The sequence below is a fragment of the Pseudomonas sp. NPDC086112 genome (genome assembly GCF_044746425.1).
Taxonomy (GTDB): Bacteria; Pseudomonadota; Gammaproteobacteria; order Pseudomonadales; family Pseudomonadaceae; genus Aquipseudomonas.
Genome location: NZ_JBIVCD010000001.1, coordinates 245,415 through 269,071, shown reverse-complemented (window position 1 = coordinate 269,071; position 23,657 = coordinate 245,415). Strand labels below are relative to the sequence as shown.

General features: G+C 59.8%; 23 protein-coding genes and 1 tRNA gene. 7 read left to right on the top strand and 17 right to left on the bottom strand.

Annotated features, from left to right (window positions below; translation table 11 throughout):
- Nucleotides 1-91: 91 nt before the first annotated feature.
- The 3 genes from phbB to phaC all read left to right on the top strand — a co-directional run bounded on the left by phbB (nucleotide 92) and on the right by phaC (nucleotide 3,862).
- Complete coding sequence (phbB, locus tag ACIPLA_RS01175) at nucleotides 92-838, top strand: acetoacetyl-CoA reductase (RefSeq protein WP_123359419.1); 747 nt, start codon at nucleotides 92-94, stop codon at nucleotides 836-838.
- Nucleotides 839-895: 57 nt separating this feature from the next.
- Nucleotides 896-2,074: an acetyl-CoA C-acetyltransferase gene (locus ACIPLA_RS01170; protein ID WP_218394969.1), complete on the top strand. Its 1,179-nt coding sequence runs from the start codon at nucleotides 896-898 to the stop codon at nucleotides 2,072-2,074.
- Nucleotides 2,075-2,161: 87 nt separating this feature from the next.
- Nucleotides 2,162-3,862, top strand: coding sequence for a class I poly(R)-hydroxyalkanoic acid synthase (gene phaC / locus ACIPLA_RS01165; RefSeq protein ID WP_401170704.1), 1,701 nt, complete (start codon nucleotides 2,162-2,164; stop codon nucleotides 3,860-3,862).
- Nucleotides 3,863-4,029: 167 nt separating this feature from the next.
- Here the strand turns inward: phaC and ACIPLA_RS01160 are convergent, their stop codons facing one another.
- Together ACIPLA_RS01160 and ACIPLA_RS01155 are read right to left on the bottom strand one after the other, a co-directional pair.
- On the bottom strand, nucleotides 4,030-4,371 hold the full coding sequence (locus ACIPLA_RS01160) for a hypothetical protein (protein ID WP_218394967.1): 342 nt from the start codon (nucleotides 4,369-4,371) through the stop codon (nucleotides 4,030-4,032).
- A gap of 236 nt (nucleotides 4,372-4,607) precedes the next feature.
- Nucleotides 4,608-4,907, bottom strand: a complete 300-nt coding sequence (locus ACIPLA_RS01155; protein WP_218394966.1) for a KGG domain-containing protein — start codon at nucleotides 4,905-4,907, stop codon at nucleotides 4,608-4,610.
- Between the two features lie 290 nt (nucleotides 4,908-5,197).
- On the opposite strand from ACIPLA_RS01155, the gene ACIPLA_RS01150 reads away from it, so the two are divergent.
- Nucleotides 5,198-5,755, top strand: coding sequence for an ATP-dependent Clp protease proteolytic subunit (locus tag ACIPLA_RS01150; RefSeq protein ID WP_123494699.1), 558 nt, complete (start codon nucleotides 5,198-5,200; stop codon nucleotides 5,753-5,755).
- 32 nt (nucleotides 5,756-5,787) lie between these two features.
- On the opposite strand, the gene ACIPLA_RS01145 is transcribed toward ACIPLA_RS01150, so the two are convergent.
- The 4 genes from ACIPLA_RS01145 to ACIPLA_RS01130 all read right to left on the bottom strand — a co-directional run bounded on the left by ACIPLA_RS01145 (nucleotide 5,788) and on the right by ACIPLA_RS01130 (nucleotide 8,072).
- Nucleotides 5,788-6,072 (bottom strand): hypothetical protein, encoded by a 285-nt coding sequence (locus tag ACIPLA_RS01145; RefSeq protein WP_401170700.1) that lies wholly within the window; start codon nucleotides 6,070-6,072, stop codon nucleotides 5,788-5,790.
- 94 nt (nucleotides 6,073-6,166) lie between these two features.
- On the bottom strand, nucleotides 6,167-6,991 hold the full coding sequence (locus ACIPLA_RS01140) for a DUF3618 domain-containing protein (RefSeq protein ID WP_401170698.1): 825 nt from the start codon (nucleotides 6,989-6,991) through the stop codon (nucleotides 6,167-6,169).
- The gene (locus ACIPLA_RS01135; RefSeq protein ID WP_123494695.1) at nucleotides 6,988-7,431 is read right to left on the bottom strand and encodes a phage holin family protein; all 444 of its coding nucleotides are present in this window, start codon (nucleotides 7,429-7,431) and stop codon (nucleotides 6,988-6,990) included. Before ACIPLA_RS01135 ends, ACIPLA_RS01140 begins: the two co-directional genes overlap by 4 nt.
- Nucleotides 7,431-8,072: a hypothetical protein gene (locus ACIPLA_RS01130; protein ID WP_401170696.1), complete on the bottom strand. Its 642-nt coding sequence runs from the start codon at nucleotides 8,070-8,072 to the stop codon at nucleotides 7,431-7,433. The genes ACIPLA_RS01135 and ACIPLA_RS01130 overlap by 1 nt, the downstream gene beginning before the upstream one ends.
- Nucleotides 8,073-8,427: 355 nt before the next feature.
- Between ACIPLA_RS01130 and ACIPLA_RS01125 the strand changes: the two genes are divergently transcribed.
- On the top strand, nucleotides 8,428-8,859 hold the full coding sequence (locus ACIPLA_RS01125) for a nuclear transport factor 2 family protein (protein WP_192344654.1): 432 nt from the start codon (nucleotides 8,428-8,430) through the stop codon (nucleotides 8,857-8,859).
- A 527-nt stretch (nucleotides 8,860-9,386) separates the two neighbouring features.
- Here ACIPLA_RS01125 and ACIPLA_RS01120 read toward each other — a convergent pair.
- The 7 genes from ACIPLA_RS01120 to ACIPLA_RS01090 form a co-directional block, all read right to left on the bottom strand.
- Nucleotides 9,387-10,895, bottom strand: coding sequence for a tripartite tricarboxylate transporter permease (locus tag ACIPLA_RS01120; protein WP_401170694.1), 1,509 nt, complete (start codon nucleotides 10,893-10,895; stop codon nucleotides 9,387-9,389).
- 24 nt (nucleotides 10,896-10,919) lie between these two features.
- Nucleotides 10,920-11,411 (bottom strand): tripartite tricarboxylate transporter TctB family protein, encoded by a 492-nt coding sequence (locus ACIPLA_RS01115; RefSeq protein WP_401170691.1) that lies wholly within the window; start codon nucleotides 11,409-11,411, stop codon nucleotides 10,920-10,922.
- 1 nt (nucleotide 11,412) lies between these two features.
- On the bottom strand, nucleotides 11,413-12,378 hold the full coding sequence (locus ACIPLA_RS01110; RefSeq protein WP_401170688.1) for a tripartite tricarboxylate transporter substrate binding protein: 966 nt from the start codon (nucleotides 12,376-12,378) through the stop codon (nucleotides 11,413-11,415).
- A gap of 287 nt (nucleotides 12,379-12,665) precedes the next feature.
- Nucleotides 12,666-12,761, bottom strand: a tRNA-Sec gene (locus ACIPLA_RS01105).
- Between the two features lie 6 nt (nucleotides 12,762-12,767).
- The gene (selB, locus tag ACIPLA_RS01100; RefSeq protein WP_401170685.1) at nucleotides 12,768-14,687 is read right to left on the bottom strand and encodes a selenocysteine-specific translation elongation factor; all 1,920 of its coding nucleotides are present in this window, start codon (nucleotides 14,685-14,687) and stop codon (nucleotides 12,768-12,770) included.
- Complete coding sequence (gene selA, locus ACIPLA_RS01095; protein ID WP_401170684.1) at nucleotides 14,684-16,114, bottom strand: L-seryl-tRNA(Sec) selenium transferase; 1,431 nt, start codon at nucleotides 16,112-16,114, stop codon at nucleotides 14,684-14,686. Before selA ends, selB begins: the two co-directional genes overlap by 4 nt.
- 355 nt (nucleotides 16,115-16,469) lie before the next feature.
- On the bottom strand, nucleotides 16,470-16,832 hold the full coding sequence (locus ACIPLA_RS01090) for a DUF6124 family protein (RefSeq protein WP_218394957.1): 363 nt from the start codon (nucleotides 16,830-16,832) through the stop codon (nucleotides 16,470-16,472).
- Nucleotides 16,833-17,394: 562 nt separating this feature from the next.
- On the opposite strand from ACIPLA_RS01090, the gene ACIPLA_RS01085 reads away from it, so the two are divergent.
- Nucleotides 17,395-17,586 (top strand): hypothetical protein, encoded by a 192-nt coding sequence (locus ACIPLA_RS01085; RefSeq protein WP_007902309.1) that lies wholly within the window; start codon nucleotides 17,395-17,397, stop codon nucleotides 17,584-17,586.
- Nucleotides 17,576-17,845 carry a type II toxin-antitoxin system RelE/ParE family toxin gene (locus tag ACIPLA_RS01080; RefSeq protein ID WP_218394956.1) on the top strand — a complete coding sequence of 90 codons (270 nt, stop codon included), beginning with the start codon at nucleotides 17,576-17,578 and terminating at the stop codon, nucleotides 17,843-17,845. Before ACIPLA_RS01085 ends, ACIPLA_RS01080 begins: the two co-directional genes overlap by 11 nt.
- Nucleotides 17,846-17,956: 111 nt before the next feature.
- Here the strand turns inward: ACIPLA_RS01080 and fdhE are convergent, their stop codons facing one another.
- The 4 genes from fdhE to fdnG are packed head-to-tail and all read right to left on the bottom strand — an operon-like array spanning nucleotide 17,957 to nucleotide 23,548.
- Nucleotides 17,957-18,883 (bottom strand): formate dehydrogenase accessory protein FdhE, encoded by a 927-nt coding sequence (fdhE, locus tag ACIPLA_RS01075; RefSeq protein WP_401170680.1) that lies wholly within the window; start codon nucleotides 18,881-18,883, stop codon nucleotides 17,957-17,959.
- A gap of 4 nt (nucleotides 18,884-18,887) precedes the next feature.
- Nucleotides 18,888-19,541 carry a formate dehydrogenase subunit gamma gene (locus ACIPLA_RS01070; protein WP_218394954.1) on the bottom strand — a complete coding sequence of 218 codons (654 nt, stop codon included), beginning with the start codon at nucleotides 19,539-19,541 and terminating at the stop codon, nucleotides 18,888-18,890.
- Nucleotides 19,538-20,482: a formate dehydrogenase subunit beta gene (gene fdxH, locus ACIPLA_RS01065; protein ID WP_007902318.1), complete on the bottom strand. Its 945-nt coding sequence runs from the start codon at nucleotides 20,480-20,482 to the stop codon at nucleotides 19,538-19,540. Before fdxH ends, ACIPLA_RS01070 begins: the two co-directional genes overlap by 4 nt.
- Nucleotides 20,483-23,548, bottom strand: coding sequence for a formate dehydrogenase-N subunit alpha (gene fdnG, locus ACIPLA_RS01060; RefSeq protein WP_401170677.1), 3,066 nt, complete (start codon nucleotides 23,546-23,548; stop codon nucleotides 20,483-20,485).
- Nucleotides 23,549-23,657: the final 109 nt, after the last annotated feature.

The following is a 23,657-nucleotide window of genomic DNA, read 5'->3' as shown; positions in this document are numbered from 1 at the left end:
AGACAGTCACCTCTCAACACTTCCTCACGCCCGGCCAATACCGAACAATCCCCCCATCTTGCAACGCAAAACAAAGAAAGGAAGGGATTGTATGAAGTCGCTTGGTCGTATTGCGTTGGTCACGGGTGGTATGGGTGGGATTGGCACTGCGATAAGCCAACGCCTGTACAAGGAAGGATTCAAGGTCATCGTCGGCTGCAGCTCGGATTCCGCCCGCAAGAACGAATGGATAGCGACCCAACTGGCGGCGGGTTATCAATTCGAATGTATCTTCGGCGACATCACCGATTGGGAATCGACCCGCAAGGCCTTCGAGATGGCACGAGAGCAATTCGGCCCGATCGATGTGCTAGTCAATAATGCCGGCATCACTCGGGATGCCTCCTTTCGCAAACTCACTCCAGAAGACTGGAACGCGGTGATCGGGACCAACCTCAGCGGCCTGTTCAACACCACCAAACAGGTGATTGAAGGCATGTTGGCCAAGGGTTGGGGTCGGGTCATCAACATTTCGTCGATCAACGGCCAGCGCGGCCAGTTCGGCCAGACCAATTACAGCGCGGCCAAAGCCGGCATCCATGGCTTCACCATGGCACTGGCCCGGGAAGTCTCGGGCAAGGGCGTGACCGTCAATACCGTATCGCCCGGCTACATCCAGACCAGCATGACCGCGGCCATCCGTCCGGACATTCTCGAGACCATGATCGCAGCCACACCCGTGGGGCGCCTTGGCCAACCCGAAGAAATCGCTTCGATCGTCGCCTGGCTGGCGTCCGATGAATCGGCCTACAGCACCGGTGCCGACTTCTCGGTCAACGGCGGCATGAACATGCAGTAAGCCTGTCAGGGCATGGATGCCCTGCTCCCGCTCGACAGAATCCTAATGAGGTCATGCATGAACGAAGTCGTAATCGTTGCCGCTACTCGCACCGCCATTGGCAGTTTTCAAGGTTCACTGTCCGCCATTCCAGCCACCGAGTTGGGTGCGGCGGTGATTCGTCGCCTGCTCGAACAGACCGGGATCGACGCTGCGCAGGTTGATGAAGTCATCCTCGGCCAGGTGCTGACTGCAGGCTCCGGGCAAAACCCGGCACGCCAGACCGCGATCAAGGCCGGCCTGCCCCATACCACCCCCGCCCTGACCCTGAACAAAGTCTGCGGTTCAGGCCTCAAGGCGGTCCAGCTTGCGGTTCAGGCGATCCGTTGCGGCGACGCCGAACTGGTGATTGCCGGCGGTCAGGAAAACATGAGCCTGGCGCCCTATGTTCTGCCCAAGGCGCGCACCGGTCTGCGTCTGGGTCATGCGCAACTGCAAGACAGCGTGATTCAGGATGGTTTGTGGGATGTCTTCAACGACTACCACATGGGCATCACTGCCGAGAATCTGGCGAATCAATACAGCATCAGTCGCGAAGATCAGGACGCCTTCGCCGCGACCTCGCAACAGAAAGCCGCCGCGGCCATCGAGGCGGGTTACTTCAAGGGTGAAATCACCCCGATCCTGATTCCCCAGCGCAAGGGCGAGCCGCTGGTCTTCGACACCGATGAACAACCGCGTCCGGACAGCACGCTCCAGGCACTGGGCAACCTCAAACCTGCGTTCCAGAAAAACGGCAGCGTCACCGCGGGCAACTCGTCGACCCTCAATGACGGCGCCGCCGTGTTGATGCTGGCCAGCGCCGCCAAGGCCCTCGCTCTGGGCTTGCCGGTACTTGCGCGCATCAAGGCCTATGCCAGCGCCGGGGTGGACCCGGCGATCATGGGCATCGGTCCGGTGCCCGCTACCCGTCTGGTCTTGACCAAAGCCGGCTGGAGCCTGGACGACCTGGACCTGATCGAAGCCAACGAAGCGTTCGCCGCGCAGTCACTGGCCGTCGGCAAGGAACTGGGCTGGGACATGAACAAGGTCAATGTCAACGGTGGCGCCATTGCCCTCGGTCATCCGATCGGCGCATCAGGCGCGCGGATTCTGGTGTCGCTGGTTCATGAACTGATTCGTCGCGATGGCAAAAAAGGTCTGGCCACCTTGTGCATCGGTGGCGGCCAGGGCGTCAGCCTGGTCATCGAGCGTTAGAAACACAGGCTGGTTGGTGACGCGGCGCCGAAGTCCGGCGCCGCGGTTTTTTTCTGCCCGGTTTTATTCATGTGGGCAAGGAGTTCCATGGACAACGCGCATACCTTAAACACGCTCTGGTCGGGCCAGGTTCCGTTCATTGCGTCCTTTGCAGTGCAACAATTAAGGCTCTGGGTCAGCACCAATCCCTGGTTTACCGGGCAGGACTACAACGCCTGGTTCGAGCTGCCACGCGAAACCCTGGACAGCCTCCAATCGGACTATCAGCAACAATGGTGTGAACTCGGCCAGCGTCTGTTGACCGGTCAGCCCTTCAGCTTTGAAGATCGACGTTTCGCCAGTGGCAACTGGAGCCAACCGCTGTTCGGTTCCCTCGCGGCGTTTTATCTGCTCAATGCCGGCTTTCTGCTGAAGCTGCTCGATCAGCTGCCGATCGACGGCAAGAAACCGCGTCAACGCTTGCTCTATCTGGCGGAACAAGCCATCGCCGCCGGCGCGCCGAGCAATTTTCTGGCCAGTAACCCCGATGCGCTGCAACGGGCCGTTGACACCCAAGGAAGCAGCCTGCTCACAGGCCTGATGCACCTGGCCAGCGACCTGCAGGAAGGCAAGATGCGCCAGTGCGACGCCGGCGCGTTCAAAGTGGGCGTCGACCTGGCAAACACCCCCGGCGAAGTGGTCTTCGAGAACGAACTCTTCCAGCTCATCCAGTACTATCCGCAAAGCGAAACCCAGTACCGGCGCCCGGTATTTATCGTTCCTCCGTCAATCAACAAGTACTACATCCTCGACCTGCGCCCCGACAATTCGATGGTTCGCCACCTGTTGCAGCAAGGCCACCCGGTGTTTCTAATGTCGTGGCGCAACTTCGACCAGGAACATGCCGGCACCACCTGGGATGACCTGATTGAAACCGGGATTATCAAAGGCCTGCAGCTGACCCGTGAAATCAGCGGCGAGCAACGGCCCAATTGCGTGGGATTCTGCATTGGGGGCACGTTATTGAGTTCGGCGCTGGCCGTGTTGGCGGCCCGTGGCGACAAAGAGATCGCCAGCGTGAGCCTGCTGACCACCTTCCTCGACTACCTCGATACCGGCCCCATCGACATCTTCGTCGACGAGCAACTGGTGGCTTATCGCGAGCGCACCATCGGCGGCCTCAACGGCCCCATCGGCCTGTTCAAGGGCGAGGACATGGGCAATACATTCTCGCTGCTGCGCCCCAACGACTTGTGGTGGAACTACAACGTCGACAAATACCTCAAGGGGCAAAAATCGATACCCCTTGACCTGCTGTTCTGGAACAACGACAGCACCAACCTGCCCGGACCGATGTACTGCTGGTACCTGCGCCACACCTACCTGCAGAACGATCTGAAATCCGGCGAACTGGATTGCTGCGGGGTCAAGCTGGACCTGCGCGCCATCGATGCCCCGGCGTACATCCTCGCCACCCATGACGACCACATCGTGCCATGGAAAAGCGCTTACGCCAGCACCGAGCTACTGTCTGGAACCAAGCGTTTCGTACTCGGCGCCTCAGGGCATATCGCGGGGGTGATCAACCCGCCGGCCAAGGAAAAACGCCACTACTGGACCAATAATCGCGTCACCAAGAACCCTGAAACCTGGTTCAAGAATGCCCAGCAGCATCCGGGCAGCTGGTGGAATGACTGGTTCGTCTGGCTGGCCGAACACGCCGGAGAACGCCAGCCTTCAGTGCTGAGCACGGGGAGCGCGCAACATCCGGCACTTGAGTCGGCACCGGGGCGGTATGTGATGCAATGAGAGGAGCCCGTCCGGGTAAATGGGCGAACTCCTCGATCACTGCTATGGAGAACATTACGGCTCAACTATCTACACGCAAAAAAAAGTCCCGTGACCGAATGAGGCACGGGACAAAAAATGGGTTGGTTGCGGCCAACCAAAGGAGCATTTTTAAAAGCGGTTACCGGTTACAGGCATTCCTGCGCGGCACGTTCGAAACTCGAAGGCATGAAGTTCGATGCCAGCAAGTGGCGCTCATATAAAAACACCTTGCCGCCATTCGGGGCCTTGTAGGCTTCGAGAACGTTGTCTGCCGCGACTTTGCTCGGCACCACGATCCGGTAGCTGCGCTGGGTTTGCGAGACCGTAGGGTTCAGTGCGCTGCCCTGCAACTTCGGTATCACGCAGTCGGCGTACTCGGCAGGCGTTTTTTTCGTCTGGAAGGTCAGCGTCGGGTCGTTCGGTGCGGAGGCGCAACCGGCCAACAGTAAGGAGGCGAAAGCCATGACAGGAACAAATAAAGGGCGCATCGGTGAAGTCCTGAAAATAAAAAGTCTGGTTCATTGAGCAGCGTCTTCGATGGGGGCGATTTTCCACCTTTGCCCAACAAACCAGAACTCGCGTTTCTTGATTGTCACTATTACTTGAACCGATAGTTGCGGCCAGATCACTCCTGATGGTTTCAGGAAACTTGGCGGCGTCAGGAATCTGACCTGGATAAAACCAAGCCCCGCCATAAGCGGGGCTTGATGTATTTCACTCGGCATCAGGGTTTACGCCCGCTGCCGGGATTTTGCCCTCCTCCTTTTTTGCCTGCGTCAGATGCTTTCTCTCTGTCTTCGACAAAGTTGCCTGGGCGTCCTCCTCCCTGTCCGCTGCCAGGACGATTGGTATCGCTGGATTGACGGCCCCCTGAGGCCTGTCCACCTTTTTTGCCGGCATCGGAGGTGCGTTGCGGATCGTTCATCATACCGCCGCCCGACTCCCCGCCTTTTCTACCGGCTTCGGAGGCTTTTCCAGGGTCATTGGCAAAATTGCCTGGGTTCTTGTTTCCGGTGTTAGCCATTTCCGTTCTCCTCATTGTTATTCACGAGCCTTCGTCGTCGGCTCGTCTAATTCCGAGGTTTTCTGCGATTGAAAGTTTGAACTGATCTGTCGTTCTTGCGACAAGCGGATTGGGACGATTAGTTCCAGAAAACTCCTGATGCGGCGACTAATGGGTGTGAGTAAAACGAGTATAAAAGAGGGGTCCGCTTATACAAATTGATGAAAGAAAAGCGCGTTGAGGTCTGGCATCATTCAAGCAGTTACGCTGAACTGTCAGCTCTCTCATTTATCCTGTGTGGAGGTACGTCGATGACAGAGCACATCGTCCACTTTCATTGCCAGATTGATCAGGGCACGATGGAACGCTTCAGGGACTGCTGCCTCGACGCCATCGACCAGGGCGCCTCCTCCTTGCTGCTGAATCTTTCCACCAGCGGCGGCAGCACCAACTTCGGCTTCGCCCTCTACACCTTCCTCAAATCCCTGCCGGTGCCGCTGTGCGCGATCAATGCCGGCAACATCGAGTCGATGGGCATCATCATGTACCTGGCCGCCGGCCGACGGATCACCGCGCCCCATTCGCGGTTTCTGATTCACCCAATGAATTGGTACTTCCCCCAAAGCTCGGTCGACCATCAACGCCTGCGCGAATACCTCTTGAGCCTGGATAACGACCTCGCGCGTTATGTGCAAATCTTTGCCCTGGAAACCGCCAACGCGGATACCAAACTGGACATTTTTCATTGCCTTTCAGCGGAAGAGAAGGTCATTGCGGCGCATGAATCCCTGGCCTACGGAATCGCCCACGAAATGCATCAGATGGTGTTTGCCGATAACGTCAAACACTGGAAAATCAGTGGCGGCTGACGCACGTTCGAGACGGCCCCGATACCGATAAGTCAGGTGCCCGCAATGGGGTAAATATCCAGGGGCATTCCGTCACTCAATGTGAGTTTCAAATCCTTGATAGTGCCGGCCACACGATCCTTGAAAACCGGCTCGCCCTCGGGATCAAGTACATCGTAGATAAAGCGATTGCCCTCAAGCCAGCCGATGGCCGTTTGCAGTTCGGGCGTGAGGTAATACTTGCCGTTCAGAAAAAAACCGGCAAACGGTTCTACCCTTTCGCGGTTCTCGATTTCGTAGCGCACACCTGGGGTCATGCCTGTGGATTCATCAATCATGATGTGTACCTCGTCATGGTTGTTTCAAGGCGCCGATAAACCGGGCTCGACGGGACGTCTGTGCCTCAGACCTCCCGCCTTGCCCTGATACCTGTCAAGAAGTCCCCAAGCCACGTGACAGATCGGCCGGGGTTTCGGACGCGGTCTTGCGCATCTCGCCTGTTTCTCCCGCGATTGCCTCGTGGGGCTCTGTGGTTTCCATCACCTTTTCGCGCACCGCCTCATAGCCCTCCCGTGCTTGCTGTTTGACCTTGCTGGTGAGGCTTGCGCTGGTCCTGCCCAGATAACGGCGCTCCGTTGCGGTGGTAGGTAGCGCCGCGCCCAGCAACGCTCCCACCGCTATACCCATCGCCGCCATCAGCAGTGGTTGCTCCTTGAGCAGATGATTGAACTGGTCACCCATTTCATGAGTCCTGCGCGCCAGACGATCACTGGTGTCATGGACGGCGTGACTGAGGTGATCGGTCTTCGCATGCAGGCTATCGCTCAGGTGCGCGGCCTTACCCTTGACCGCCTGATAGCTGTCCTTGAGCGAATCAGTGGTGTTGTGCAGACGCTGTCGGGCGCTGTCCATGCCATCGGTGAGCCCTTCGGCCAAGTCATCGGTCCAGTCGACATTCGGCTCTACGCGATATTCCCTGGGCGTTGGCGGGCGATTCTGGCTCATCATCAACCACATCAGGCCGACCGAGGTCAGCACCGCGGGCACGGGGTTGTTGCGCACACTGGTGCCCAGGTTGGTCAGGAAGGTCGAGCCGTTGCTTTGCATCATCAGCAGCGCCTGATCAAACATCTGGCCGGGGGTAAACTTGCTTTCCAGCGCGTCGACGATATGCCCGATGTTTTCCCGTTGCGCATCGATTTCACGCTCGATGGTTTCCGGGCTCTTGGCCGCTTCGGTTTCGAATTCTCGCTTCATGACACTTTCCTCCGCAGGGCTTCCTGGTCTTTATTCAGCGCGTCCAGGGTGCGATCAGGCTTGAAGTGGGAAGGTTCGAATTGTTTTTTGCCTGCCTGCAGCATCACGAACCCGATGACCATCACCACGACGCCAACAATCAGCGCAGCCAGCCAGGGCGCCATCACCAGGCTCAAGGCATAGACGACCGCCATCAGCACAATGATGAACCCGGCGAGCAGCACAATGGCGCCGCCGGCTACCCCGGCAATCCCTGCTTTCAACGTCGTCAGGCTGGCCTGCAATTCCACCTTGGCCAACGCCAGCTCCTTGGTGAATAACGCCGGTACTTCCCGGGTTAACTGCCGCAATAAACCGACCACGGAAGCGTCATGATCAGCCGTCGTGACAGACGGTGTGACGGGTGGTGTGGGTTGCAGTTCTGGATCGTTTCTGTTCATCACCGTTCTCCTGTGAAGGGGCTGGACCCCGGCATTGAGGAACTGTCGCCACGATGGTCGGGCGCGCTCGGCGAGGACGGCGTGATGCTAGAGGCCAACCCGGGCGACAGCTCGCCTCCGGACGGCATCGACGTTTCATAAAGTCCTTGCGAGCCATCGCCAGTGAACGTGGCAGTGCTGCTCTGGGCGGCAAACTCACGATCGGTGGTTGTCGGCAGAGTCGCCGTGCCCGCTTTCAGGAACCGCGACAGACCGAACCCCACCGCGATGCTGCCGACAATGAACAACCCCGGATTGTCCCGCGCCAGATCAGCGCCATCGTGCAGAAGCTCTTCGGCACTTTTGCTGCGCAGTTTTCCCGCCAGGCTGCTCATGCTCTCGGCCATGTCCGCCAGGTAATCGGACATCCCAAACGTATCGTTCGTCCGGATCTCGGAAACGACTGACTGGGCGCCTCTGGCCAATGCTTCAATCTGGTCCGCTGCGGTATCGCGGTACTGGCCGAACTGCTCATCGGCCTGATGCCGCGCACCGCCTATCGCTTCGGTAACCTCCTCCTTTAAATGCTGAAAGTTTTGTTCGGAGCCTGCGGGATCCCGAGGGGCATCCGGTTGTCCGGTTCTGCTGTCTGGAATAGTCATGTCATCCCTCGCCTTCGTAATGAACACGTCAGGAAGTGCCCGCGGTATGTCCGCGGTGGTGCTTCATTGCAGATGACGAGGGTGTCTGGCGGGGAGTTCCAAGCAGATGATGAAGTGATAAAAAACGCGCTCGCGGGAGCGGAACCTGTGGGAGCGGGCTTGCTCGCGAAAGCGATGTGTCAGGCGACATCAATGTTGAATGTGACGCCGTCTTCGCGAGCAAGCCCGCTCCCACAGGATTGCGTTTCATTGACTGGCTGGATGCATCTCGCAACAAAAACCTGCTAAGTTGTACGATGACAGACGAGACGCCTATCTCTCGTCTGTCATCTCCATAACAACAAGGAAAATACCCATGAAAAAAACGAAATTGCTTATCGGCTTCTTGTGCCTCTTCAGCGGCTATGTGATGGCAGCCCCCTCCTCGGGCGAAAAGGATGTCGCCGTAGCGGTAGACCATCTGACTCAAGCGATGCTGCACAAGGATATTCCCCAGCTGAATGCGCTCACCGCTGAAAACCTCACCTACGGCCATTCCAGCGGGAAAATCCAGGACAAGAAAGCGTTCATCGCCGACATCGAAACCGGAAAAAGCGCTTTCAAGACACTCGAAATGCAGGGCCAGACCATCACGCTGTCGGGTGATGTGGCGTTGGTCCGGCATCATTTTTCGGCACAAGCCATCAAGGGGGAAGAGATCGTTCCCACGGAAATCGAGAACTTCCAGATCTGGCAGAAACAGAAAGGCAAATGGCTACTGGTCGGACGACAAGCGTTTCGTTTCTGATTTCTGCGCGGCAAGGCAGTCAATAGGCGTTGGCTGCTTTGAAAGATCGCAGCCTCATCGGCCGCCGGCGTAGTGAAGAAAGTATTCACCGATCGAGGCCTGTCTGCCGAACAGATCCTGCCCCCAGCGTCAGTCAGGCATCGCCGGCGTTTGCGCTGTTGGTGGATGCGCTGCGCTATCGGGGCTGAAGGCTGTTTCCCACAAACACTGCAAACCGTTTGTGGCGAGATGAGGGGTGTCAGGCGATGGCAATGCTGGATGTGTCGGCCTCTTCGCGAGCAAGCCCGCTCCCACACTGGATTTTCTGTGAACACATTATTTGTGCATGCCAGCGATCAAATGTGGGAGCGGGCTTGCTCGCGAAGGCGTCCGTCGCTACACCGCTAAACAGCAGTCTTGAACCCCTCCTCCCGTGCAACGCCGTTTCTACAGGCAGACCGCGTTGGCTGGACTCACGACTGCTGCGCAGCCGAACGCAGCCTTCGGCAGCTGCTACAGATCGCGTTACGGAGTTAGGCAATCATCCGTCAATCATCCTCATGCAATTTGATGCCGCGTTTATGCAGCACGTACGGAACCAGCAACACCAACAGCGTGAGCACCAGAAGCGAGGCCGCGATGGGTTGCGTCACAAATATCATCCAGTCCCCCTGGCTGATTGATAACGCGTTGCGCAGTTGTTTTTCCGCCATCGGGCCCAGCAGCATGCCGACGATCACCGGGGCGACAGGGAAATCGAAACGCCGCATCAACACCCCCGCCCAGCCGATGCCCAGCATCAGAAACAGGTCGAACGTCGAGTGGCGCATGCCGTATACGCCGATGGTCGCGAACACCAGAATGCCGGCGTTCAGGTACGGTCGTGGAATCTGCAAGAGTTTGACCCACAGGCCCACCAACGGCAGGTTCAGCACCAGCAGGATGGTATTGCCGATGTACAGCGAGGCCACCAGCGTCCAGACCAGTTCACCCGAGGTCTGGAACAGCAGCGGCCCCGGTTGCAGGTTGTAGTTCTGGAACGCGGCCAACAAGATCGCCGCCGTGGCGGAGGTCGGGATGCCCAGGGTCAGCAATGGCACCAGAGAACCGGTGGCGCTTGCATTGTTCGCCGCCTCGGGGCCAGCGACACCTTCGATAGCGCCCTCGCCTTTGCTGGCGGCAAACTCTTTCGGGTACTTGCTGAGTTTGCGTTCGGTTGAATACGACAGGAACGTCGGAATTTCCGCGCCACCGGCCGGAATCGACCCGAAGGGAAAACCGATCAAAGTGCCCCGCAGCCACGCGGGAATCGAGCGTTTCCAGTCGGCACGGGTCATCCACAACGAGGTCAGGCGATGTCGGCTTCCCGTTTCTTCCTTTTGGTAGAGCACGCTATACAAGGCCTCACCGACGGCAAACAAGCCGACCGCCACCAGCACCACTTCGATGCCATCGACCAGTTCGGGCACCTCCATGGTGTAGCGGGCAATGCCCGAGGTCGAGTCCAGGCCGATCAAGCCGATGGTCAGCCCAATGCCCAATGACGCAAAGCCGCGCAGCATCGACGCACCGAGCACCGCCGACACCGTGGTGAAGGCCAGCACCAGAATCGCGAAATACTCCGCCGGCCCGAACTTCAGCGCCAGCGTAGCAACAAGGGGGGCGAACAGGGTCAGCAAAATTGTTGCGATGGTACCGGCCACGAATGAACCGATAGCGGCCGTCGCCAAAGCCGGGCCTGCCCGCCCGTTGCGCGCCATGAGGTTGCCTTCCAGGGCCGTGACCATGGAGGACGATTCCCCTGGAGTGTTGAGCAGAATCGAGGTGGTAGAGCCGCCAAACTGAGCGCCGTAATAGATGCCGGCGAACATGATCAGCGCGCCGGTAGGATCGACCTTGGCGGTGATCGGCAGCAGCAAGGCCACCGTCAGCGCCGGTCCGATCCCCGGCAAAACACCGATCGCGGTGCCCAGCAGGCAGCCGATAAAACCCCACATCAGATTGATCGGCGCCAACGCGGCACCGAAGCCGGTTGCCAGACTCGAGAGAATGTCCACCTTGTCGACCTCCTAGGGCCCGGATCAGATCCAGGCGTTGACCAGGGGCGGAAGGGAAACCCCTAGCCCGGCGGTGAAAAGCCAGTAAATCGGCAGCGTCAGGGCGATGCCGATGGCCAGGTCCCGCAGCGGGCTGCGACTGCCAAAACCCCGTGCAGAACAGGCAAACAGCAATGCTGCCGCCAATACGAAGCCGATGTAGGTAATGAGCAAGGCAACGCCCACAAGCCCCGCCGTGACCCAGGTCGCTCCGGCCTTGCCGCCGGGCTGAGCCTGGGTGGTTTCGTGATCGTCGCCAAGGTTGCGAAAACCACCCGTGAGCGCCTGATAGCACATCAACAGACCGACGACGCCCAGAAACGCCGCGACGGCGTAGGGATAGACGTACGCCGCCATGATGACGAAGCCCATCTCGGGAGGAAACCGCGAGGCGCCGATCGCCAATACCGCGCTGATGGCGACGACACCTAAACCAATCGCCAGTTGGGTCGGCATGACTCTCCAGCGCCCGGCCATCTCAAAGCAGCCCCACCTTGACCAGCATCGCGCGCAGGCGCCCATGCTCTTCTTCGACGAATTTGCCGAAGTCATCCCCGGTCAAAATGCTGGGTGACCATGCATTGGTTTTTACGTTTTCTTGCCAGACAGTGCTTTTGGTGGCGGTCAGGACGGCTTCGGTCAGTTCTTTGCGCTGTTCAGGCGTCAGGCCCGCGGCGCCGTAAACGCCCCGCCAATTGCCGATTGTCACGTCATAGCCACTTTCTTTGAGCGTCGGCGCATCGATGCCTTCAACGCGGTTGGGCGCGCCGATGGCGAGTAAGCGGAACTGTTTGGACTGGACGTATTTGGCAAGCTCGGCGTAGCCGCCGGTGATCACCGTGATATGGCCACCCAGCACCGCAGCGACGACTTCGCCGCCACCGGCGAAGGCGACGTAGTTCACTTTGTTGACAGGGACCTCCATTTTGCTCGCCAGTTCGGCGATGCCAATGTGGTCGATCGACCCCTTGGAGCCACCGCCCCATTTGATGTCGGACGGGTTGGCTTTGAAGTCTTTGAGCAAGTCGGCCAGGGTTTTGTATGGCGAGTCGTCACGCACGGCAATCACGTTGTATTCGGTAAACAGCCGGGCGATCGGTGTCACATCTTTCAAGGTTATTTGCGGTTTGTTCTGCTCGATGGCCGCGACCATGATCGCGCCGACCACAATCAGGGCATTGGCGTCGCCCTTGGTGCCATTGGCAAATTGCGCCAACCCCAGGGTCCCACCAGCGCCACCCTTGTTCTCGAAGGTTGTGGACTTTGCCGTTTTCGCCTCGACCATGGCTTTGCCCAGGACCCGTGCAGTCTGGTCATAACCACCACCGACTGAACCTGGGGCCATGAACTTGACGGTATCCAGCGCAAAAACCGGTGAGGCGAGCGCGGCGGCGGTAACTAAAACGGCGAGGTTGCTGCTGAATCGACGGGCCAATGCAAACATGAGTCGTCTCCGGATAGCTGTTCTTGTTGTTTTCGATCAGGGGGGAGCCCCTGTTGGTTGAACATGCGTCTGGGAATAAGCGTAGGTCATAGTTGTGTTTGTTGGGGCGCTTTCAATGGGGTTCCTAACGCAAGTCAATTATGAATGCAGAACCTGTGGGAGCGGGCTTGCTCGCGAAAGCGGTGTATCAGGTGACATCAATGTTGACTGTGCCGCCGTCTTCGCGAGCAAGCCCGCTCCCACAGGGATTGTTGCGTTGCCGGCCCCCTGTGTTCTACCGCAATAAATGGCGGAAGGCAGCCGGAGTCGAACCTGCCCGGGAACGGATGCCGTCCCCAACCGGGTTTGAAGCCCGGCCGCGCCACCGGGCGCGATTGCCTTCCTTGAACTCAGTTTTCTGTTTGTTGGGCCAATGCATTGTCGAGCCGAATGTGGCGTCGGTCGCCAAAGCGTCGGGTCAGGCCGATTCGGTCGAAGTACTCCAGAATCTGAATACTGCGCTTGCGCCCCAGGCCCACAGCATCGCGAAACGCGGTGACCTGTATCACCGGGTCATCGCTGGCCAGTTGCACCAGCATAGCCGCCAATCGGCGCAGCAGCGTCTCGGTATAAAACAAGTCACGAACCACTTGATGCACCAGACCCAGCCGCGCCATCTTGCGCAGCAGCAGGCGCACGGAGGCCTCTTCACGGCCAGCAACTTTGGCCAAGTCACGTACCCATGGCGGATCGAAACCCGCTTGTTCAAACAGCGGCTGTAGCTGTTGCCACAGGGTTTCGTCATCCTCGCTCAAACGCACTTGATGGTCCGGCAAATGCAGCCACGGACCGCTGGCGACGATCGCACCGCTGGCCAGTAATTCGTCGAGCAGGCTGATAAAGGTCGGTCGGTCCAGCGCGGTGCCGGCGAAGCGACGCAGGCGATCCCTGTCCGGTCCCATTTGATCCGGTTCCAGTTGATGAAAACGTGCGAGGTGTTCCAGCAGCGGCGCTTTCAGGGCTTCCCAGCGGGCAGCGCTGAACAGCAACGGCCCCTGCCGCGTATCGATCAAGCGCACGTCTTCGGTCAACACCCACGTGTTGCGCGGACAGTTGAACTGGCGTTCCAGGCGTTGCGGATCGAGCCCGGTGTCGCTGTTGGCCAGCAGCGTCGGCAGTGCGTCTTCCAGACTGGTCGTGGTGGCCAGCGTTTGCAGCTGCGCCAATCGTTCGGGGCTGCGGCGGTGTCGGGCCGGGGCGAACGGGTCAAGCACCCGGCCACCGCCGAGGGTGCGTTGGGCGCTTTGATCGCGCAGGATCAAGCGGTCGCCCTTCACCGCCAGCACCGGCGCATTCACCAGCAGTTGTGCGAACATCTGCTCACCCGGTGCCAGGCTGGCGCCCTCCAGCAACGCCACCCGCGCCGTCACGTCCTGAGTACCGAGATGCACGTGTACCGGTTGAAAGTGTTCGAAGCTTCGCGCTTCGCTGGCCAGCAAGGTCATCTCGATATCCAGCCGCTGGGTCGGCGCATGCAGCCATTCGGCCAACAACCAGTGGCCACGGTGAATCTGCTCGAGGGCCAAACGCTCGGCACTCAGGTTCAGTGCGACTCGTTGCCCGGCCGTCGCGCTGTCAGCCGCCTGATTCTGCGCATGCAGGCCTCGCACCCGCACGGGTTTGCCCAGCGGACTCAACATCAGCGTATCGCCCACGGCCACCTGGCCAGACAACGCGGTGCCGGTCACCACGATACCGGCGCCGGCCACGCTGAACGCCCGATCAATCGCCAGGCGAAAACCGCCGCTGGTGCTGCGTTGAAGCACCTCATGTTGCGCACTCAGCAAGGCCTGACGCAGCGTCTCGACACCCTCGCCGGTCACACTCGACAGCGCGATTTGCGGCGCGTTGGCATAAGGTCCGGGCGCCAGTAATGTCTCGATCTGTTCCCGGACGGCTTGCACACGAGCAGGGTCGACGCGGTCGCATTTGGTGATTGCAATCAGTGCCCGAGGAATGCCCAGCAACTCGACGATCGCCAAATGTTCGCGGGTCTGCGGCATGACGCCGTCATCAGCCGCCACCACCAACAACACCAGATCAATGCCCTGCGCCCCGGCCAGCATGTTGTGGGTGAAGCGCTCATGACCGGGCACGTCGATAAAACCGGTCAGGGCGGCGCCCGGTTCCAGCGCCGCGTAGATATAGCCGAGGTCGATGGTCATGCCGCGTTCGCGTTCTTCCCGGCGACGGTCGCCGGCCTGGCCGGTCAGTGCCTGGAGCAAGGAGGTTTTACCGTGATCGATGTGCCCCGCCGTGCCGACAATCACCCGTCCTGGCCCTCCTCCTTTAGTTGATCGATCTGGGCCAGCCATGCGGCTTCGTCATCCAGTTGGCGCAGGTCCAGCCAAAGCGCATCACCGTCGATGCGCCCGAGCACGGGAATCGGCAGGCGGCGAAACGCGGCCTCCAGCCCCAGCAATCGCCGCCCGCGTAGACGCTTGGAGACGTTGGGCCGCAGGCATAACGCGGCGCTGGGCAGTCGCGCCACCGGCTGGCTGCCGCTGCCGATCATGCCCAGCGCCGGTACCGCGCTGACGCTCCAGCCGTCACCCAACACCTGTGCCAGTGACGGTTGCAGGCGTTCGGCCTGGGCATGAATGTCGGCTTGGGGGCGGGTCAGCAGGCGCAGACTCGGCAGGCGCTCGGCCAATCGATCAGGATCGCGGTACAACGCCAATACAGCTTCGAGGGCGGCCAGGGTCAGTTTGTCGACCCGCAGTGCGCGCTTGAGCGGATTCTTTTTGATCTTCGCGATCAGGTCTTTGCGGCCGACAATCAACCCGGCCTGGGGACCGCCGAGCAATTTGTCGCCGCTGAAAGTGACGATGTCCGCACCATCGAGCAACGCCTGACGCACCGTCGGTTCGGCGGGCAAGCCCCAGCGAGTCAGGTCCAGCAGGCTGCCGCTACCCAGGTCCTCCAGCAGCGGCAGCCCGTGACGGTGAGCCAGCTCCGCCAATTCAGCTGTCGGCACCCGGGCGGTGAAACCTTCGATGGAATAGTTGCTCGCATGTACGCGCATCACCAGGCCGCTGCGCGGACCAATCGCAGCCTCGTAATCGCGGGCATGGGTGCGGTTGGTGGTGCCCACTTCGTGCAGCCGCACCCCGGCGCGGGCCATGATGTCGGGAATGCGGAAGGCGCCGCCGATTTCGATCAGTTCACCACGGGAAATGATGCCTTCCTTGCGCGCGCCCAGACTGTTGAGTGTCAGCAACACGGCGGCGGCGTTGTTGTTGACCACGGTCACCGCTTCGGCACCGGTCAGCTCACGGATCAGGCCCTCGATCAAATCATCCCGGTCGCCACGCTTGCCGCTGTGCAGGTTGAATTCCAGATTGAGCGGATAGCGGGCGGCGAGTTGAACGGCTTCGATAGCCGACTCCGGTAACAACGCGCGACCGAGGTTGGTGTGCAGCACCGTGCCAGTGAGGTTGAACACCCGCCGCACCTGGCTGCGATGCTGGATCGCCAGACGCTCGCCTGCCCTGCCCGCCAATACATCGGGGGCTATTTCAACGGCATTGAGTTCACCCTTGAGCACCGGTTCACGCAAGTCATCGAGCAGTTGCCGCAAACCGGCCAGCAGCGCATCACGCCCATAACGCTCGGCCAACGCCTGACAGGCGCGATGGCGCAGCAAGCTGTCGATGGAGGGCAGCCGCAAGGTGTGGCTGGCGGAGGTTGCAGACATCAGAGGCTCCCGGAAGCGAATGACCGTCGCGTCTGAGTGTAGCCGCTGGGCTCACTGCTCAAGGTGATGCCGAGCGCCGCCTTCGTCTTTGGTCTTTGGTCGTCGTCTGCGCGGCGGTGATGTCTTTGCGTTTGAGGCTCGCGTTGTGATCGTATCGCCGCTGGCGCTTTTGAAGGGGAATTTGAGGGTGAAGCTGAGTGGGTCGGCCATTGTTGGTGCTCCAGCTGGGTTGCTCTTGAAGAACCCAGAGCATCGCACCTGGCCGTGGTGCTGACTTTTAATCGACCTTAAAAAGACAGCGCTTTGATCAAAGCCCTTTACCGAGGGGCAAGCCTCTCGGTAAAGGGCTGAGTGATTACTTAGGTGGAACGAAATTATCCAGCATTCGATTAACCGCCAGTTCAGCCAGCATGATGACTTGCTGAAGCGCCAGCAGGGTATTGCGGTGGGTGCCCTCTACCAATGCAGCAATGTCACTGGCCATGACACTGGCCGAGGCCAAGTTCTCACACGTTTGAACCAGCAAGGTTTCATGGCCGACATCCGGCGCAACCATGTACATGGTGCTGGGTTTGCGGGGGGTGTTGTTCATGACCGCTGCCGGGTTGAGGTAGAAATTGAGGGCGCGTTCGGCGGCTTCGTGAAATTTTTTTGAATCGTTAGATTCGTACGGGGATGCCGGATCAGAGTCTGGCGGGTTGGGCGTAACTTTGAACATAGATGAAAACTCCTTGTTGCAGATTTTAAGGAGCCATCACCCTCGCTACCAAACGAAGGGTGGCGGCCATACGCGGGTTGGTAGACCGGCTGCAACAGGAAACCCGGCGCTCACAAAGGAGCCCCACGCATGACCACCATAAAAGCAGAGTCCTAAAAAAGAGACGGCATAAGGTGTTGCCATACGGCTGTTACAGGCGGGCTACCAAACCCGATCACTGTTTTTCAGTGACAGGGAAACGATATAGCCCGCCCCACAGCCGCACAAGCCAGCCGATTCTGGCGCACGCGTAGGTAACGACGCAAGGCGTTGTAGCCGTTAGGACGTAACGGCGGGTGTCTTTAAACGCGTACGTTAAACACATGAAAGCGTTCAAAAAATTGAGGAAGAGTCCGACATGTTTTAGGGGTTGGCTGTCGCAAGCGAGAGGTTTAATGTGGTTGCGCCCATCAGGTAGAGAGATGGGACCACGTGATGCTTTGCTGGGTGTACTTCATCTTGACACCCACGACAGTGAGCCACATACCGATTAGACTGCTAAGTATTGATCCCGGAGGTCACTATGAGCGCCGAACTTTCCCCCATCGTTTCAGAGTTTGAAACCGAAGAGCAGGCCGCCAGCTACGACCGTTGGTTCCGTGCCAAAGTGCAGGCGTCGCTCGATGATCCACGCCCGAATGTCCCGCACGATCAGGTAATGGCTGATATGCGATCCCTTCTCGAAGCCAAGCGCAATAAGCGCGATGCTGGTTGAGTGGCGGCCCGAAGCGCGGGCTGAACTGTGGCAAATCATTGATTATATTGGCGACCGCCACCTTGTAGCGGCGAGCGAACTGTACCAAGCCATTGAGGTTGCTACCTCGGCCCTTCCGCAACATCCCTACCTTTATCGATTTGGTCGTGTACCCGGTACGCGGGAAATTGTTGTGCATCCCAATTACTTGGTGGTCTACCGGGTGACGGATCGAATCGAGATCGTGACCGTTTTGCATGCCAGGCAGGAATACCCCTGACTCGACCAGTTATTTGCATCGGATTTGACCAGCACGCTTCGTGGACATAACCGGATTTATCTCGCTTATTGGGTGGGATTTATCTCAAGCCTGAACATCAAGGGGACAGGCTTAGTCGCCGCCGGGGGCCAGCATCAGATTCGGCGACAGGCGCTGGTAGCCTTCCTGCTCCAGGCGCATGTCCAGCATCAGGCTGGACAGGTCCGCCGAAAGCGCTTCGGCTTCGGCATCGTTTTCCAGGTAGATCAATTTCAGGTAGCTGTTGCAGCCGGGGCAGACTTCCGCCCGCAACGGTGCCTGATTGGCAGCGTGACGGTCATCCTCGAAACTGATGTATTGAAGCCCCTTGCTCTGTTCGCAGTACACGCATTTGACCCGCACCGCATGCCATTCGCAGGCGCACAACGAGCACACCAGATAACGCAAACCGTTGTATTTGCCGCGATGACGAATCACCCCGGCCATCGCCGGCGAACCGCAGGCCGGGCATTGGCTGAGGCTGTCGCCGCGCTTGAGTTCAAGGTTGGGTGAACTCAACAGCCAATGGCTCCAGGCCGCTTGCAGCGCTGCACCGAGGAACGGCACCAGTTCTGCCGGCAACATTGAATACTGGCCGCTGACCAAGGCAATCGCCCAGGCTTTGAGCAGCCCCGGGTTGGCACTGCGCAACGTCGCCACGGCGTTTTCTACCGCAGCGTTTGGCGGTGGCTGATAACGTTGCAACATGGCTTCAAGATACGGCAGCCAAATGTTTTCGCGCACCAGACTGTCGGCAGCGAACGGTGGCAAGCCATGTTCCATGCAAACCCGCAGGCGTTCGGGTTCGGGCATGGACGTCACGGGCGGATCGTCCATCAGGTTCTGCTGAACGTGGCACAGTCCCGCGATCAATCGTAGATAGTCCGCCATGGGATGCCCGTCGGCCAGGCGTTCCAGACGCAGCGCGCGCAAGGTGAACAGATTGTTCGGTGGCAGGTACAGAAACGGCGGTGAACTCGCCGCCGCTTCTATCTGCCCAGGCTCGAGGATCGTCGCCAAGGGGTCATCCTTTTTTTGTGATCGGTCGCTCAGGCGTTTCGTCTTGGGTCACTTCCCGGTACCAGAGCTCATGGTGTCTTCTCGCCCAGGCGCGGCTGACCCGGCCACGCACCATGGCGTGGACCGAGCCGCGAATCCAGATACCGGCATAGACGTGGACGATGATGCTCAGCACCAGGATGAAACCCGCCAGCGCATGCAGCAGCATCGCCCAGCGAATACCGGTGATGCCGAAGTACGCGCTGAACCAGGCACGCCAGATCACCAGCCCGCTGAACAACAGCACCAGCATGCAAATCAGCAACACCCAGAACAGCAGCTTCTGCGCCGGGTTGTACTTGCCGATCGGCGGCACGCCCTCCTCTTCGTTACGCATGACAGTCCCGACGCGCCTGAGCCACAACCGGTCGTTGGCGCTGAAGTAATTCGCCCGCCAGAAACTGAACACCAGGCCGAGGAACAGCACAAACATCGCCACGCCCATGTACGGATGCAGAATGCGCGTCCACGAACCACCGCCAAACAAGTTGCTGAGCCAGAACAACCCCGGATGAAACAAGGCCAGCCCCGACAGCGCGGCCGCGAGAAACAGAATCGCCACCAGCCAGTGATTGGTGCGCTGGTTGGCGGTGTAGCGCAGGATCGATTTGTCGTTCATGGCCTGTCCTCCCCGCCGGGTTTCGTCGGATCAAAGGTGTGCACCGATGGATCGAACTCGTGCACCGCCGGGTCGAGGGTGACTGGATGTTCGTCCTCCTCGACCAGTTGTGGCCCGACACGCACGTAATGGAAGAACCCGGCCAGCACCGCCGCGCCCATGGCCAGCAACGCCAGGGGTTTGCTCAGGCCTTTCCACAGGTCCACCAGCGGGCTGATCGCCGGGTGATCCGGCAACCCGGCATACAACCTGGGCGTGTCGGCATGGTGCAGCACATACATGACGTGGGTGCCGCCGACACCTGCGGGGTCATACAAACCGGCGTTTTCGAAACCGCGGCTCTTGAGGTCGACGATACGTTCGGCCGCGTGTTCTTTCATGTCTTCCTTGCTGCCGAAAACGATGGCGCCGGTCGGGCAGGTTTTTACGCAAGCCGGTTCCAGCCCCACCGCCACGCGGTCCGAGCACAGCGTGCATTTATAAGCCTTGTGGTCCTTTTGCGAGATGCGCGGAATGTTGAACGGGCAACCGGTAATGCAATACCCGCAGCCGATGCAATGGTCCTGATCGAAATCGACGATGCCGTTGGCGTGCTTGATGATCGCGCCGGGGCTCGGGCATGCCGCCAGGCAGCCGGGCTCGGCGCAGTGCATGCAGCCGTCCTTGCGAATCAGCCATTCGAGGTTGCCGGCGTCGGTTTCATGCTCGGTGAAGCGCATCAAGGTCCAGGTGTCTGCGCTGAGGTCTTGAGGGTTGTCGTAGGTGCCGAGGTTGTGACCAACGTCGTCGCGCAACTCGTTCCATTCCGAGCAGGCGACCTGGCAGGCCTTGCAGCCGATGCACTTGGTGGTGTCGATCAGCTTGGCCACTTCCTCTTGCGTGCGCACCGAGGGCGGCACGGTGGTGGTGGCCGAGCGGGCGATGATGTCTTGGCTGGCCATTTAGATTTTCTCCACGTTGACCAGGAATGACTTGGATTCCGGGGTCTGTGTGTTGCCATCGCCGAGGAACGGCACCAGGGTGTTGGTCAGGTAACCGTGGCGGGTAGCGCCGGTGAAGCCCCAGTGCAACGGGATACCGATCTGGTGCACCACCTGATTGTTGACCTGCAGCGGACGAATCCGCTTGGTCACTACCGCCACCGCTTCGATATGCCCGCGCTTGGAGCTGACCCTTACCCGGTCACCGGCAGCAATGCCTTTCTCCTTGGCCAGCACCTCGCCGATTTCGACAAACTGCTCAGGCTGGGTCACGGCGTTGATCGGGCAATGCTTGGTCCAGAAGTGGAAGTGTTCGGTCAGCCGGTAGCTGGTCGCCGCATAAGGGAAGTCCTTGGCCTGCCCGAGGGTGTCCCAGACGGAATCGAAGACCCGTCCGGCCGGGTTGCTGGTCGCCTGCTTGTTGTTGGGGTGCATCGGGTTGATGCCAATGGGCGTCTCGAACGGTTCATAGTGTTCCGGGAACGGCCCTTCGTTCATCTTGTCGAGGGCGAAGAAACGCGCGACGCCTTCGGGGTTCATGATGAACGGGTTCATCCCGGCTTCCGGCGGCACATCGGCCTTGTAGTCGGGCACGTCGGTACCGGTCCAGACCTTGCCGTTCCACCACACCAGCCGTTTGTTTGGGTCCCACGGTTTGCCTTGAGGGTCGCAAGAGGCGCGGTTGTAAAGAATCCGGCGATTCGCCGGCCAGGCCCAGGCCCAGCCCAGGTTCTGCTTCATGCCGAAAGGATCGCTGTTGTCACGCCGGGCCATGTTGTTGCCCTGCTCGGTCCAGCTGCCGCAGAAGATCCAGCACCCGGATGCCGTGCTGCCATCGTCCTTGAGCTGGCCGAAACCGGACAGCTGCTGACCGGTCTTGATCACCGCGCCCGAAGCATCGGTGACATCGGATACGGCGTAGCCGTTGAATTCCCGGGCCAGCTCTTCCGGCGTCGGGTCATCCGGCACTTTGTAAGGCCAGTCGAGCTTGAGGATCGGCTCGGCCCAGGCACCGCCGTTGGCCTGGTAACGCTGGCGCAGACGCAAGAACAGCTCGGCCATGATCTTCACGTCCGTGCGCGCCTGCCCCGGGCCATCGGCACCCTTCCAGTGCCATTGCAGCCACCGGCCGCTGTTGACCAGCGAACCGTTTTCTTCGGCGAAACAGGTGGTGGGCAGACGGATGACTTCGGTCTGGATGCTGGCCGTTTCCACATCGTTGTAAGGACCGGCGTTGCGCCAGAACTCCGAAGTTTCGGTGGCCAGTGGGTCCATCACCACCAGCCACTTGAGTTTGGCCAGCGCCTTCATCACCCGGTTCTTGTCCGGCAACGCGGCGATCGGGTTGAAGCCCTGGCACATGTAGCCATTGACCTCGCCCTTGCCCATCATGTCGAACATTTTCAGGATGTCGTAGCCGGGAATGTCCAGTTTCGGCAGCCAGTCGTAGCCCCAGTTGTTCTCGGCGGTGGCATTGGCGCCGTACCAGGCTTTCATCAGGCTGACGTGGAACTTGCCGTAGTTCTGCCAGTAGGACATCTGCCCGGGACGCAGCGGCTTGAGTGCGCGCTTGGCGATGTAGGCGTTGTAATCCTGTTCGGCCTCGGCCGGCAGGGTCAGGTAACCGGGCAGCAAGTTGGACAGCAAGCCCAGGTCGGTCAGGCCCTGGATGTTGGAGTGCCCGCGCAAGGCATTGACGCCCCCGCCCGGCATACCGACGTTGCCCAACAGCAGTTGCACCATGGCCGCGCTGCGGATCATCTGCGAGCCAATCGAGTGTTGGGTCCAGCCCAGGGCATAGAGAATCGTCATCGTTTTGCCCGGTTGCGAGCAGGTGGCGATCTCCTCCCAGATTTTCTGCATGGCATCCGTGGGCATGCCGCAGACCTGACTGGCCAATTCCAGGGTGTAGCGGCTGTAATGCTGCTTCATTAATTGGTAGACGCAGCGTGGGTCCTGCAAGGTCGGGTCGACTTTGGCGAAACCGTCCTCGCCGATTTCGTAGCCCCAGCCGGACTTGTCGGTGTAGATGCGCTTGCTCGCGTCGTAACCGCTGAACAAGCCGTCCTCGAAGCCGTAGTTGGCCTTGACGATGAACGACACGTCCGTATAGGCGCGTACGTATTCGTGCTGGATCTTGTCTTCGGTGAGCAGGTAATTGATCAGCCCGCCCATGAAGGCGATGTCGGTGCCGGTGCGGATTGGCGCGTAATAGTCGGCCACCGAGGCGGTACGGGTGAAACGCGGGTCGACCACAATCAGCCGCGCCTTGTTATGGGCTTTGGCTTCGGTCACCCATTTGAAACCGCAAGGGTGCGCTTCGGCGGCATTGCCACCCATCACCAGAACCAGATTCGCGTTGGCGATATCGGTCCAGTGGTTGGTCATGGCACCACGGCCATACGTCGGGGCAAGACTTGCCACCGTCGGGCCATGTCAGACACGTGCCTGGTTATCGAACCCCAGCATGCCGAGACTGCGAATCACCTTGTGGGTGATGTAACCCGCTTCGTTGGACGATGCCGACGCCGCGAGGAAACCGGTGCTCAACCAGCGGTTCACCGTTTGCCCCTGAGCGTTCTTCTCGATGAAGTGGGCGTCGCGGTCGGCCTTCATCAGGTCGGCGATGCGATCCAGCGCTTCATCCCAGGAGATTCGCGTCCACTCCGTGGTGCCGGGCTTGCGCACCTGCGGGTACTGGAGACGGCTGGGGCTGTGAATGAAATCGAGCAGGCCTGCGCCTTTGGGGCAGAGGGTGCCGCGATTGACGGGGTGGTCGGCATCGCCTTCGATGTGGATGATGCTCTGGGCGACATTCTTCGCGTTGTCACCCTGGCTGTACATGATCAAGCCGCAACCGACCGAGCAGTACGGGCAGGTGTTGCGGGTTTCATGGGTATGGGCGAGCTTGAAATGACGCACTTGTTCGGCGAAAGCGGGCGTCGGGGCCATGCCCAGCGCGCCGAGGCTTGAGCCCGCAAGGCCGAGACCAGCGACCTTGAAGAACTGACGACGGTTGAGGTCCATCGTGCACTCCTGATCAGGTGGAAACCCGGTGCATTGGCCAGTCAGTCAATTCGCGGCCCCTGTGGGAGCGGGCTTGCTCGCGAAAGCGGTGTGTCAGCCGACATCAATG

Excerpts from the sequence above, each read along its gene's own strand:
- selA (WP_401170684.1), bottom strand. The coding sequence starts at position 16,114 with ATGTCTGCAACCTCCGCCAGCCACACCTTGCGGCTGCCCTCCATCGAC.
- ACIPLA_RS01145 (WP_401170700.1), bottom strand. The coding sequence starts at position 6,072 with ATGATTGATGAATCCACAGGCATGACCCCAGGTGTGCGCTACGAAATC.
- phbB (WP_123359419.1), top strand. The coding sequence starts at position 92 with ATGAAGTCGCTTGGTCGTATTGCGTTGGTCACGGGTGGTATGGGTGGG.
- fdxH (WP_007902318.1), bottom strand. The coding sequence starts at position 20,482 with ATGGCCAGCCAAGACATCATCGCCCGCTCGGCCACCACCACCGTGCCG.
- ACIPLA_RS01110 (WP_401170688.1), bottom strand. The coding sequence starts at position 12,378 with ATGTTTGCATTGGCCCGTCGATTCAGCAGCAACCTCGCCGTTTTAGTT.
- ACIPLA_RS01155 (WP_218394966.1), bottom strand. The coding sequence starts at position 4,907 with ATGGCTAACACCGGAAACAAGAACCCAGGCAATTTTGCCAATGACCCT.
- ACIPLA_RS01085 (WP_007902309.1), top strand. The coding sequence starts at position 17,395 with ATGAGCGCCGAACTTTCCCCCATCGTTTCAGAGTTTGAAACCGAAGAG.
- ACIPLA_RS01135 (WP_123494695.1), bottom strand. The coding sequence starts at position 7,431 with ATGAACAGAAACGATCCAGAACTGCAACCCACACCACCCGTCACACCG.
- phaC (WP_401170704.1), top strand. The coding sequence starts at position 2,162 with ATGGACAACGCGCATACCTTAAACACGCTCTGGTCGGGCCAGGTTCCG.
- ACIPLA_RS01070 (WP_218394954.1), bottom strand. The coding sequence starts at position 19,541 with ATGAACGACAAATCGATCCTGCGCTACACCGCCAACCAGCGCACCAAT.
- ACIPLA_RS01170 (WP_218394969.1), top strand. The coding sequence starts at position 896 with ATGAACGAAGTCGTAATCGTTGCCGCTACTCGCACCGCCATTGGCAGT.
- ACIPLA_RS01080 (WP_218394956.1), top strand. The coding sequence starts at position 17,576 with ATGCTGGTTGAGTGGCGGCCCGAAGCGCGGGCTGAACTGTGGCAAATC.
- ACIPLA_RS01130 (WP_401170696.1), bottom strand. The coding sequence starts at position 8,072 with ATGACTATTCCAGACAGCAGAACCGGACAACCGGATGCCCCTCGGGAT.
- ACIPLA_RS01115 (WP_401170691.1), bottom strand. The coding sequence starts at position 11,411 with ATGGCCGGGCGCTGGAGAGTCATGCCGACCCAACTGGCGATTGGTTTA.
- ACIPLA_RS01090 (WP_218394957.1), bottom strand. The coding sequence starts at position 16,832 with ATGTTCAAAGTTACGCCCAACCCGCCAGACTCTGATCCGGCATCCCCG.
- ACIPLA_RS01160 (WP_218394967.1), bottom strand. The coding sequence starts at position 4,371 with ATGCGCCCTTTATTTGTTCCTGTCATGGCTTTCGCCTCCTTACTGTTG.
- ACIPLA_RS01140 (WP_401170698.1), bottom strand. The coding sequence starts at position 6,991 with ATGAAGCGAGAATTCGAAACCGAAGCGGCCAAGAGCCCGGAAACCATC.
- ACIPLA_RS01125 (WP_192344654.1), top strand. The coding sequence starts at position 8,428 with ATGAAAAAAACGAAATTGCTTATCGGCTTCTTGTGCCTCTTCAGCGGC.
- ACIPLA_RS01150 (WP_123494699.1), top strand. The coding sequence starts at position 5,198 with ATGACAGAGCACATCGTCCACTTTCATTGCCAGATTGATCAGGGCACG.